The 11,488-nt window shown below is 29.1% G+C and carries 13 protein-coding genes and 2 pseudogenes; 5 read left to right on the top strand and 10 right to left on the bottom strand.

Annotation, left to right across the window (positions count from 1 at the left end; translation table 11 throughout):
- Together AJN64_RS05125 and pseI are read right to left on the bottom strand one after the other, a co-directional pair.
- Positions 1–845: motility associated factor glycosyltransferase family protein (locus AJN64_RS05125; protein WP_148122988.1), on the bottom strand; the 845-nt coding region annotated here is incomplete at its 3' end.
- The gene (gene pseI, locus AJN64_RS05130) at positions 842–1,873 is read right to left on the bottom strand and encodes a pseudaminic acid synthase (protein WP_070292765.1); all 1,032 of its coding nucleotides are present in this window, start codon (positions 1,871–1,873) and stop codon (positions 842–844) included. The genes AJN64_RS05125 and pseI, both read right to left, overlap by 4 nt.
- A 258-nt stretch (positions 1,874–2,131) precedes the next feature.
- On the opposite strand from pseI, the gene AJN64_RS05135 reads away from it, so the two are divergent.
- From AJN64_RS05135 to AJN64_RS05145, 3 genes are read left to right on the top strand one after another with little or no spacing between them, the layout of a single operon-like run.
- The gene (locus AJN64_RS05135) at positions 2,132–3,268 is read left to right on the top strand and encodes an N-acetyl sugar amidotransferase (protein ID WP_053872895.1); all 1,137 of its coding nucleotides are present in this window, start codon (positions 2,132–2,134) and stop codon (positions 3,266–3,268) included.
- On the top strand, positions 3,265–3,870 hold the full coding sequence (gene hisH, locus AJN64_RS05140) for an imidazole glycerol phosphate synthase subunit HisH (protein WP_053872896.1): 606 nt from the start codon (positions 3,265–3,267) through the stop codon (positions 3,868–3,870). Before AJN64_RS05135 ends, hisH begins: the two co-directional genes overlap by 4 nt.
- A complete protein-coding gene (locus tag AJN64_RS05145; RefSeq protein WP_053872897.1) occupies positions 3,871–4,617 on the top strand; it encodes a HisA/HisF-related TIM barrel protein in 747 nt (248 codons plus the stop codon). It begins immediately after the preceding gene.
- Here AJN64_RS05145 and pseH (AJN64_RS05150) read toward each other — a convergent pair.
- From pseH (AJN64_RS05150) to pseF, 6 genes are read right to left on the bottom strand one after another with little or no spacing between them, the layout of a single operon-like run.
- Positions 4,582–5,055: a UDP-4-amino-4,6-dideoxy-N-acetyl-beta-L-altrosamine N-acetyltransferase gene (pseH, locus tag AJN64_RS05150; protein ID WP_053872898.1), complete on the bottom strand. Its 474-nt coding sequence runs from the start codon at positions 5,053–5,055 to the stop codon at positions 4,582–4,584. The genes AJN64_RS05145 and pseH (AJN64_RS05150) overlap by 36 nt on opposite strands.
- Complete coding sequence (locus AJN64_RS05155) at positions 5,052–5,726, bottom strand: PIG-L deacetylase family protein (RefSeq protein WP_053872899.1); 675 nt, start codon at positions 5,724–5,726, stop codon at positions 5,052–5,054. The genes pseH (AJN64_RS05150) and AJN64_RS05155 overlap by 4 nt, the downstream gene beginning before the upstream one ends.
- The gene (locus AJN64_RS05160) at positions 5,689–6,402 is read right to left on the bottom strand and encodes a formyltransferase family protein (protein ID WP_053872900.1); all 714 of its coding nucleotides are present in this window, start codon (positions 6,400–6,402) and stop codon (positions 5,689–5,691) included. Before AJN64_RS05160 ends, AJN64_RS05155 begins: the two co-directional genes overlap by 38 nt.
- Positions 6,399–6,902 carry a UDP-4-amino-4,6-dideoxy-N-acetyl-beta-L-altrosamine N-acetyltransferase gene (pseH, locus tag AJN64_RS05165; RefSeq protein WP_070292766.1) on the bottom strand — a complete coding sequence of 168 codons (504 nt, stop codon included), beginning with the start codon at positions 6,900–6,902 and terminating at the stop codon, positions 6,399–6,401. Before pseH (AJN64_RS05165) ends, AJN64_RS05160 begins: the two co-directional genes overlap by 4 nt.
- Complete coding sequence (pseG, locus tag AJN64_RS05170) at positions 6,899–7,720, bottom strand: UDP-2,4-diacetamido-2,4,6-trideoxy-beta-L-altropyranose hydrolase (protein WP_053872902.1); 822 nt, start codon at positions 7,718–7,720, stop codon at positions 6,899–6,901. The genes pseH (AJN64_RS05165) and pseG overlap by 4 nt, the downstream gene beginning before the upstream one ends.
- Entirely contained in the window at positions 7,704–8,402 is a 699-nt protein-coding gene (gene pseF, locus AJN64_RS05175; RefSeq protein ID WP_053872903.1) for a pseudaminic acid cytidylyltransferase, read from the bottom strand. The genes pseG and pseF overlap by 17 nt, the downstream gene beginning before the upstream one ends.
- Before the next feature lie 79 nt (positions 8,403–8,481).
- Between pseF and AJN64_RS05180 the strand changes: the two are divergent.
- Positions 8,482–9,695 (top strand): annotated as a pseudogene (locus AJN64_RS05180) (DUF2920 family protein).
- 23 nt (positions 9,696–9,718) lie between these two features.
- A complete protein-coding gene (locus AJN64_RS05185; RefSeq protein WP_070292767.1) occupies positions 9,719–10,789 on the top strand; it encodes an acyl carrier protein in 1,071 nt (356 codons plus the stop codon).
- Here the strand turns inward: AJN64_RS05185 and AJN64_RS05190 are convergent.
- The gene (locus AJN64_RS05190) at positions 10,786–11,013 is read right to left on the bottom strand and encodes a hypothetical protein (protein WP_002875378.1); all 228 of its coding nucleotides are present in this window, start codon (positions 11,011–11,013) and stop codon (positions 10,786–10,788) included. The genes AJN64_RS05185 and AJN64_RS05190 overlap by 4 nt on opposite strands.
- A 39-nt stretch (positions 11,014–11,052) precedes the next feature.
- Positions 11,053–11,488, bottom strand: a pseudogene (locus tag AJN64_RS05195) (AMP-binding protein); the annotation flags it as partial.

Raw genomic sequence — 11,488 nt, forward strand, 5'->3', positions numbered from 1 at the left:
ACATAATCAGGCTTTATGCCATGCTTAGCTAAAATAGGATAAGAAGAATCTGCACAAAAAATTGTAGCTTTATTAGCATACTTCTTTAATAAAGGTAATTGTTTGGTTAAACTTGGTCCTGTAGAAACAATGATAGCTGTATCACTTAAATTCTTTCTTTTAGAAAGTAATTCTGTATAACTAGGATGAGTGATCATTTGAGGAAGATTATAAACAAATTGCTCTATGCCTTGAAGAGCATCAAGAGGATCATTACCATGAGAAATAATAGAATCTTTAAAATACTGTACTAGCTTTTTATTTAACTCCAAAACATCTTCATGAAATCTTTCATAATAATTACTCATCAGTTCTAAAAAATAAATTCTAGAAAATTGAAAGAAAGGTTTGTTAGAACAAAAATCAGAAAAAAATTCTATATTTAAAGAACTAGTTTGCAAAATCATCAATCTTGAATTTTGTAATTCATTTGAAAAATCTAAGATATGAAACATCACCCAAATGATTTCTATATCTTTTTCAAAAACAACAATATGCTGATGATTTTTATTTTGCAATAAAGCTTTAAATAAAATTCCATTTCCAAAACCATAAAAATACAATACAGGATAAAGTAGGTATTTGTCATTATAGGTGTTTAACATAGTGTTTAATTCATCAATAACATTTCCATAAAGAAAAGTATTATCATTCGTATCTTTTAGATTGATATCAAGATTATCTTTACCTAAGATAAGTTCAAATTTACTAGACTTGATTTCTTTTAAACTTTCTTTTAAAAGAATATTACCTAAAGCTTCAATATTTTTGTTAAAGAGCTCTTTTTGGGTAGGGGTGAAGGTCATTGGAAATCTCCTTGTTTTAAAGCATCACCAAATTCTATATCTTTACTAGCTTTTTTTCCTAAAAGTTCTTGATAAAATTTAGGATGTAGTCCAAAAGAAGGACGCACGGATTTTACATTTTCTTCGCTGAACATTTCACCTTTTTTGATATCCTTACTTGCATATAAGCTTCTTGCAAAAACACGGTTTTTAAGCGCTTTTTCATCTAAATCTAACTTACCATCACCTAAAGCACTTTCAGCCTGTCTAACTGCATCTACCATAGCTTTAAATTCATCAAAATCAAGACTAAATTTACTGTCTTCACTTTCTATATTTTTATCTAACATAAAATGCTTTTCTATCACTCTAGCTCCAAGTGTTACTGCCATAACAGGAGCTAAAAAACCAAAGCTGTGATCGCTTAGTCCCACTTCAACATTAAATTTTTCTTTTAAACTCACTATAGCTTTTAAATTCATATCTTCTATGGCAGCAGGATAAGCTGAAGTGCATTTTAAAAAGATGAGATCAGAATTTTTTTCTTCTTTAAAAATTTCACAGATTCTAAAAAGTTCTTCTTCTGTAGCAATGCCCGTTGAAACGATAGTAGGTTTTTTTTCTTTGGCGATTAAACGTACGAAATTTTCATCATTAGCTTCAAAAGAAGCGATTTTATAGGCTATAGGATCAAAGCGTTTTAGAAATTCTAAATCTTCTTTGGCAAAAGGACTTGAAAAACAAAGTACGCCTTCATTTTGTGCGGTTTCAAAGATTTGAGAATGCCATTCATAAGGGGTTTTTGCACTTTCATAAAGCTCATAAAGTTTTCTTTTATCCCAAAGCCCACCCTTGATGATAAAATCTTCTTTGTTGCTATTTAGCGTGAGGCTATCTGGAGTGTAGGTTTGGATTTTTATCGCATCAGCACCTGCTTTTTTAGCAGCTTTTATACTTTGAAGTGCCATCTCAAGACTTCCTGCGTGATTGGCGCTAAGTTCTGCTATGATAAAAACTTTTTTATCGGTGTTAAAATTTCCTATTTGCATGTTTTTCTTTCTTTAGTAAATTTTCTGACTAAAAATGATATATAATTATATTATATATTTCTTCAATTTATATATTTATATTATATAAATATTACGACTTTGTTATGATTTTGCTTGGTTTTCTTTAAAAAATGCTATATCGATTTAAATCATAGAATTTGTTCATTTTTTAATTTTTATATAATATAAATATATAAAATTATAAAATAAAATTTAATTATAACGATATATATTTAAGACTAATTAATAAGGAAATTTATGAAATTTTGTAAAAAATGCGTGATGCCAGATACTAAGCCTGATTTACATTTTGATGAAGATGGGGTTTGTGATGCATGTCGCTCTCAAGAAAGTAAAAATTATGAAATTGATTGGAAAGCAAGAGAAAAAGAATTTTTAGAGCTTGTAAAAAAATATAAAAAACATCCCATATATGATTGTGTTATAGGGGTAAGTGGCGGCAAGGATTCTCATTTTCAAACTATAAGAATGCTTGAGCTCGGGCTAAATCCTTTATGCGTGTGTTTTGAACCTAGTGTACCTACAAAAATAGGGCGTAAAAATTTAGAAAATTTAAATAAACTCGGTGTAGATTTAATTCATGTTAAAAGAAATCCTAAGGTATATAAAATTTTAGCAAGGGAAGGATTTCAAAGAACAGGAGATACTGAATGGCAAAATCATTTGGGAATTTTTACAACCGTTGTAAGAACGGCTGTAAATTTTAATATACCTTTGATGATTTGGGGTGAAAGTCCGCAGATAGAGTATGGTGGCCCTGCAAGCAGCAAAACAAGAAATACGCTTGATAGAACTTGGCTTGAGGAATTTGGGGGGTTATTGGGAAATAGGGTTTCAGATATGATCGGAGTACAAGGATTAACCGAGAAAGATCTTTATTTTTATACATATCCAAGTGATGAAGAGATACAAAAGGTTGGTTTGACTGGGCTCTTTTTGGGGTATTATTTTAAATGGGATTATAAGGTAAATCTTAAAGTATCTAAAGAGCACGGATTTTTAACTACAGATCGTCCCGTAGAAACCACTTATGAAAATTTTGAAAATTTAGATTGTTATTCTAATCATGTGCATGATTATTTAAAATACTGTAAATATGGCTTTGGTAGAGCAACAGATAATGCTTGCATTGATATTCGCTTGGGTTATATTGATCGTGAGCAAGGTGTAAAATTAGTCAATAAATACGATGGCAGAGTTCCAACAAAGGCTATTAAAAAATATCTTGAATTTAGTAGTTTTAGTGAAGAAGAATTTCAAAAAATTGTGGATTCTTTTACTAATAAAAAAATATTTAAACGTGATGAAAATGGTAAATTTATAAGAGATTATGATGGTTCTTTGGTAAGAAAAGATGAGTATATTTTAAAATGATAGCATTGATTGATTATAAAGCAGGAAATTTAAACTCAGTCGCTAAGGCTTTTGAAAAAATAGGAGTTACAAATTTCATAGCTAAAAATCCAAAAGATTTGCAAAAAGCAGATAAATTGCTTTTACCTGGAGTGGGATCTTTTAAAGAAGCGATGAAAAATTTAAAAGAACTTGGTTTTATAGAAGCTTTAAAAGAGCAAATTTTAGTACAAGAAAAACCTATTTTAGGCATTTGTTTGGGAATGCAGCTTTTTTTAGAAAGGGGCTATGAAGGTGGGGTTTGCGAAGGACTTGGTTTCATAGAAGGTGAAGTAGTCAAATTTGAAGAGGATTTGAATTTAAAAATCCCACATATGGGTTGGAATGAACTTGAAATTTTAAAACAAGAGCCTTTGTATCAAGGCATAGAAGATAAGAGCGATTTTTATTTTGTGCATTCTTTTTATGTGAAATGCAAAGATGAGTTTGTAAGTGCTAAAGCACAATACGGGCATAGATTTGTTGCATCTTTGCAAAAAGATCATATTTTCGCTACGCAATTTCACCCCGAAAAAAGTCAAAGTTTAGGCTTAAAACTTTTAGAAAATTTTGCAAGGCTTTAAATGTTAAAAACTAGAATTATCCCTTGCGTATTATTAAAAAATTTTCAACTTGTTAAAAGCATAGAATTTAAAGATTTTCGTACTATAGGACATTTAACTTCAACGATGCGAATTTATAATGCACGTAATGTTGATGAACTTATTATCTTAGATATAGATGCTTCAAAAAGTGGTGAGATAGACTTTGAAAGCATAGAAGATCTTGCTAAAGAATGTTTTATGCCTTTAACTATAGGCGGCGGGATAAAAACTCTTGAAGATATACAAAAGATTTTAAATTTAGGTGCGGATAAAATTTCTATCAATTCTAAAGCTTTAGAAGATATGGATTTTATAAGTAAAGCAGCAAATCGTTTTGGTTCTCAATGTATAGTTTGTTCTATAGATGTTAAAAGAAAAGGAGAACAACTTTGTGTTTATGATAGGGGAAATTTACTTGAAAAAAATCCTTTAGAACTTGCTTTAGAATATGAAAAAAAAGGTGCTGGAGAGCTTCTTTTAACTTCTGTGGATTTTGAGGGAAAAGCAAAGGGTTATGATTTAGAACTTTTAAAGATCTTTCAAAATAAACTTAAAATTCCTCTTATTATCAATGGAGGACTGAGTAATCCAAGTGATGGAGTTAAGGCTTTAAACTTGGGTGCTGATGCTTTAGCAGGGGCTTATATTTTTCATTTTTCTAAGTACACCCCTAAAGATGTAAAAGAAGAATTAGCTAAGCAAGGTTTTGCAGTTAGGATTATCTAATACAATATAAAAAAAATCTCCATCTTCTCTTGTGATGATAAAATTATTATTCTTATAAAGTTTTAAAGCCTTTTCATTATCTTTAAAAACACAAGCTTTTAGGGTTTTTATCTTTAAAATTTCAAAGGCGTATTTTTTGATTTCATTCATTAAAATTTGTCCTACGCCTTTTAAATCAGGTTTTGCATAAAGCCCAAATTCACAAGTTTGATTTGTGATGTTATTAAAATAAATTACACCAAAGGCTTGATTTTCTTTAAAAAGTAAAAAATATTTTTTACTTCTACTTGTTTTTAACTGTTTTATAAAATTTAGATGTTCTTCGAATTTGATTGATTTATTTAACATGAATTGACCAATGTTTTCATCATTACGCCATTGCCAAATAAGCTTTAGTTCATCTAGATTTAGTGTGATAAAATCTTTGTAAATAATCATTTTATAGTTCTAATTAGCTTAAAAGCTTCAGCATTTTTTAAACCCACTCTTAAACCCTGATATTGTGCTTGAAGTTTGATACCCTCTAAGCTTCTTGGATGTGGAAATTTGCAAAGTTCTGATTGATAATAAGACATGGCTTTGATTTTATCTTCTAAAGTATCACTAATGTCAAAAAATACATTAGGACTAAAACTTGTAGGATAATTCCATTCTGTAGATGAAAGTACTTCAAAACTATAAATTTCTTTTACGCTTTCATTAGCTAAAGGACGAGTTGCGGTTAAAACAGCCTTGAAAGTAATTTGATGATCGATATTTAAATCTTTAGCATAATGGGTAAAGATAATATCAGGTTTAAGTATATTTTTGATTTTTTCTATGCTTTTAATGATATCAAGTAAGGGCACACTATCAAAACGATTATCGGGAAATTTTTCCCTAAAAAGCTCTTTAATACCTATGCTTTGATTGGCTTTTAAAGCTTCGTTTTCTAAAATTTCAAATTCTTTATGTTCGATTTCATTTTTATCGGCAACGCGACTTGTTTTGCCTTCTCCAAGTATCAAAGCATAAGCTTCATGACCTTCTTTAATAAATTTTGAAACTGTTCCAAAACAGCCCAAGACTTCATCATCGGGGTGTGCGGCTATGATTAGGATTTTTTTCATAAATTTTAAATTCTCCTTTGAGGTGATTTTTTTTATTTTTAACTTTTTTAAATTCAATCTTTAAATTTTTAAGCTCTAAAAAAGCTTTAGGATAACTTGGCGCATCAAGCATTCTTATAAAATCAAATATTTTTTCTAAATTTGGATTTTCCAAAGAATTTAAACAGCTTTGATTAGGGGTTCTTCTTTTAAAAAATATTGGCTTTCCATTTTGAGGAATGGGTTTTGGATTGTTTTTTAAAATATAAGGAATCATTTTGAAAAAAATAATTTTTGAAGCTTTTTGATAAATTTTTTGAGCGCTATGTTTGGAAATATCTAATTTACATTTAAGATAAATATCACCTGCATCTAAATCTTTACAGACTCTTAAAGCAGAAATTTTTGTTTTTTTAATATTTTGTAAAATTAAATTTTGCAAAGGAGAGCCACCTCTACCAAAAGGTAAATCACTCATGTGAAAAACTATACATTTATAATTTTGATAAATTTCATCAGGAATGATGAAAGACCAATGTGGAAAAAATATATATTTTGGATTGATTTTTTGTATATAGTTTAAATTTAAATCTTCTTTTTTGGTGATTAGGTAAAATTTTATATATGGAAATTGACTTTTAAGTTTTTTATAATTTTTAAAATTCCAAGTTTTTAAGCTTGCGATGATTATTTTCATGCTACAAGTCTTTTGAAAATAAGAATTTTAGCGTAAAGATTAAGCTCTACCCCCCCCCTAAGTTCTAAATAAAACATCTCTTCACCTTCATCATAAATATAAAAATTATTTTTTAAATATAAGTTTAAAGCCCTTTTATTTTGCTTAAAAACGTAAGCTTTTAGGGTTTTTATCTTTAAAATTTCAAAAGCGTATTTTATGATTTCATTTATTAAAATTTGTCCTACGCCTTTTAAATCAGGTTTTGCATAAAGTCCGAATTCGCAAGATTTAGTTGTGATATTGACAAAATCAATCACACCAATAATCTGTTCATCTTGAAAAACTAAAAAATATTTTTTACTAGAATCTTGATATAAGCTTTTTATAAATCTTAAATGTTCTTCAAAATCAATATATTTTGTTTTCATAAATTGACTGATGTCTGGGTGATTACGCCATTTAAAAATCAGCTCTATTTCTTGAGAATTGAGTTCTGTGAAATTTTTAAGTTTTATCAATGCCTATACTCCACTTCATAGCCTTTTTGAGCTAGCCAATTGGCTAGTTTTTCTTGATTTTTAGCAACACAGATGGCTTTAAAATTTGCTTTTAAAAGTAAGGCTTCATTGATTAAAGAACTTGCACTGATGATGAGTTTATTGCTTTCATTCATAAGCTTTGCTAGATTTTCATCTATAAAAAGTTTGATATTTTCATGATCTTTTATAAATTTTTCAAGTTTTGCAAGATTGGGATTTGACGAGCTTGTGGCGATAGCAATTTTTTTATTCCTAGGTAAATCAGAAGCAAGACTGATAGAAAGGTTTTTTATATCAGTTCCACCCATGCAAATGAAAAAATCATATTTTTTTTCTCTATTTTCTTTAGCTTCTTGGTAAAATTCTTCTCTGATTAAGGCATAAGAAAAACCACATCTTACTTCGCATTTAAAAGGCACCAAACCTTCATAATCACTTGCTTTTGAGTAAGCATTGACATTGAGTAAAATGTCACAATAATGAGGCTTTATCTCATCATCAAAGCTTAGAATTTTCACCCCTGTTTCAAGCTTGATTAGTTTTTCATCATCTACGCTGATGCCATAGTGATCAATGATAAGAAGTTTAAATTTTTTTTCTTTGATGAGATTGATAAGCTCGTAGATACTTTCGCTACTAAGCTCATAAACAGGATAAGGAATTTCATCGATCAAAGAGCCTTCTAAAGGCAAACAAGCAAAACTTACATCATCGTATTGTTTAGCTAAGACTAGATCGCGTTTAATGTGTCCAAAGCCTATTTGACTGGAGCTATCACTTCTAATAAGAACTTTCATGATTTACCTTATAAAGCATTTTTGCAAATTCTAAATCTTGCATGGTGTCTATATCGCAAACTAAATTTCTTGGTAATACGAATACACTAGAATGAGGTTTAAACATAAAATCTTCCTCAAGCCAAGCTTTACTTGTACCAAAATAAAAAGCTCCTGCATCATGATAAGCTTTTGTTAAGTCTTGTGAACGACTTTTATAGTGTTTTTCATCAAACATATAAACTTGATTGTTTTTATTTAAATAAAAAGCCCTTTGTATAGGATGCTCAAACTCAGTAGCAGCAAATAAAAACTTGCTTTGATTTTGGATAAATTTTTCATAGGCTTGTTTTAAAATGTCTTTGTTTAACAAAGGAGCAGTAGCATAAAGGCAACAGACATGATCATAAATTTGATTTTGGCTTTGTAAAATTTCTATGGCATTTTGTACTACAGCAGTGCTTGAAGCATAATCATCGCTTAAATTTTTATCACGCACAAATGGAGCTTTTGCGCCGTATTTTAGGGCTGCTTCTATGATTTCTTCATCATCGCTTGAAAGCACCACTTCATCAAAAATACCTGAATTTAAAGCATTTTCTATGCTATAAGCGATTAAAGGTTTACCTAGAAAATCAATGATATTTTTTCTAGGAATTCTTTTTGATCCACCACGAGCAGGGATGATACAAAGATTTTTCATAGTTAAGCCTTGTTTTTTGTGTTTTATTTTACTAAAATTTAAGTATAATTGTCTTTAAAATAAAATAAAAGGCTTAAAATTGCTCATAAACCAAACCTTTGAAATCGATTCTTGTGATGATGTAGAATTAAATATAAAAAGAACTAGCAAACTTGAATACCGCATCAGTTATGATGATGAAAAAGAGATTAAAGCTATAGTTTTTATAATAGGAGGTTATGGAGCCAATGCAAATATATATTTTTTAGACTCTTATAGAAATTATATTGCTAAAAATTTTGATGTTGTAGCAGTGCATGTTTTTTATCATTGTTTTTGCGCAAGAAAAAGTATTGATCAAAAGTATAATCCAAAGCTTATTCCTAATCAAGATGATTTAGAGCGTATCAATGGTATTTTAAAAAATATTAATTTAGGGCATTTGTTGGCTAATGAAGATAATTTTGAACAAATTATTCCTTTTATAGAGCAAAGAGCTGGAGAGATTAAACAAGCAGGTTTAGTTGATGAAAGCCAAAAAATAGAACTTTTTGCGATTTTGCCCCGCCTAATGGAGACTATCAAAACTATGGCATTATGGCAGCTATTGATCATATTAATGCTTTAAAAGATTTAGTTAAACGCTTTCCAAAATTTGCAGATTTACCAAAAATTTATGGGGGGGGGTCTTATGGAGGATACCTATCTTTACTCATAGCAAAAATAGCTCCTTGGTATGTGGATGGCGTGATTGATAATTCGGGTGTTTGCTTGCCATTTTTGGCGTGCATTTTAGGAAGAGAAATGAATCAATGTGAATTTTATTTCGAAGAAAGTGGTCATAGGCTTTATTGCTTTGTGTATAAATATTGGACTAGGAATATAAATTCTTTTTATTATTTTGGGGATGAAAATTATTTAATCAGAACAATTTTAAATTCAAATCATCTTAAAATTCAAGCAAATATTGATAGTGATATCGTTTTTTCGAGTTATCATAGTTTGCAAGATATAGGTGCGCCAGTGCAAAACAAAATAGAGCTTTATAAGTGTTATCAAGAGTTAGGATATGATGCTACTTTACATTTGATAAAAGATGAAAGTGATGTAGATGGTAGATTTATAAAAAGTTTAGAACATGGGCTTAGAATGACTGATAGAGCTTTATTTAGAAAAGAACTTCCTTTAATGCTTGAAAAATTGCAAGGAAGAAAATCTTTTATGCAAGAAAATTCCATCTCTTATCCTTGTGGAGATAAAATTTTTACTTTTAAAGATGTGGGAGATAAATTTGAATTAGAGATAATAAACTAAAATAAAGACAAAGGATATATAAAATGACAGCATATTTACATATAGGAACTACCAATACAGGAAATCAAGAAAAACAAGGTTTTTTGATGCAAAATGAAGAAAAGCTTTTGCAAAAAGGTTATATTTACCCAAAAAGTCTTAGAGTGGCAAATAGACACTGGGCTTTGGTGGATATGGTTTTAGAGTTGGTTCAAAAGGAAAATATTTTAAAAGAGAAAAGTGTTTTAAGTCATATCACAAATGAAAGACTTCTTAGAACTATAGAAAATTTTAAAAGTGAAAGTGCTTTACATAAAGATAAAAAATTTATTTTTTCAGCTGAGGGTATAGTTTGGGATTTTTCTACCAAAAAACATGTAGAAATTTTAGAAAAGATTATGAGAGAGTTAGGTTTTACTCAAATTTATATTATTGTATATTTTAGGGATACTTTGGGTTATTTAAACTCGCATTGTTCTCAAGATCATAAAAACAATATGGGGTATTATTCTGCTGATTTTGCCCCACAAGATCATCCTAGAAAATATATTTTTGACTATGAATGGATTTGTAAAACTCATGCTGAGGTATTTGGAGAAGAAAATTTGATAGTAAGACTTCTAAGAGAGGATTATATAGGAGGGACTTTACTTAAGGATTTTGTTTATCATTTAGGACTTGAATGGGATGAGAGTTTTATTTTAAAACAAACCAAAAATGAAAGTTTTAATCTTTTAGGAATGGAGCTTATGTCAAGATTAAACCAAAAAGATTTAAAGCAGGATAATCTTAATTCTTTGCTTTTTATGGCAAGAAGAAAATTTGAAGGCAGTAAAGAAAAAAGATTAAAATTTGCTGTGCAAAAAGATATTGCTAAGGCTTATGTGGATTATTTTGCTCCTTCACTTGAGTGGGTGAGAAAAAAGTATTTTCCACATAAAAATTCTCTTTTTACTCCTGTAAGTTGGGAAGAATATGAACAAAATTATACTTTAACTCATACACTAAGCAAAGACTGGGATGATGTGGCGGATTTTATAGCGCAAATTATTGTTTCTAAAAATGAAATCATCAGTTCTTTAAAAGAACAACTCGAACTTGCAAGGAAAGATTAGTCTTTCATTGCAATTTCAAGCATTTTTTTGATATTTTCAAAGCTTTCAAAATTTTCAGGTGTGATAAATTCTGCTTTTAAGGGTTTTTTATAAAATTTTTCTATTTCAGCAACCAAAGCCATGATATCGATACTATCGATAAAATCTTCACTTACTAGATTTTCCATACTTTCATTGATATCTGTTCTTTCTATATTGATAAAAAATTGTTTGATTTCTTGCATATTTTCTCCTTTGGTTTTTTGAAATTATAAAATATTTATTTAAACAAGTTCTTTTAAAACTTTCCTATCAATTTTACCATTTTGATTAAGCTTAAATTTGTTAATTTTAATAAAATTTTTTGGGATCATATAAGAAGGTAATTTATCTTTTAAAAAAGATTTAAAATCAAGCTCTTCTTTGCTTTCATAAAAACAAATAATATCTTCTTTAAAAATACAAGCGCTGTTTTTTACACTTGCATGAGAATTTATCACGCTTTCTATTTCTCCAAGCTCTATCCTATGTCCCATATATTTGATCTGATTATCTGCTCTTCCATAGCACAAAAGCTCTCCAAATTCATTATAAGAAACAATATCTCCTGTTTTATAGAGTAAATCTAAATAATTATCATGCAAAGGATTTTGTATAAAAGCTTGTTTGGTTTTTTCTTTGTCATTATAATACCCTAAAGACAAAGAAGTTCCACGCACG

Origin of the sequence: Campylobacter sp. BCW_4332 (assembly GCF_001763175.1) — a bacterium.
Classification (GTDB): Bacteria; Campylobacterota; Campylobacteria; order Campylobacterales; family Campylobacteraceae; genus Campylobacter_D; species Campylobacter_D jejuni.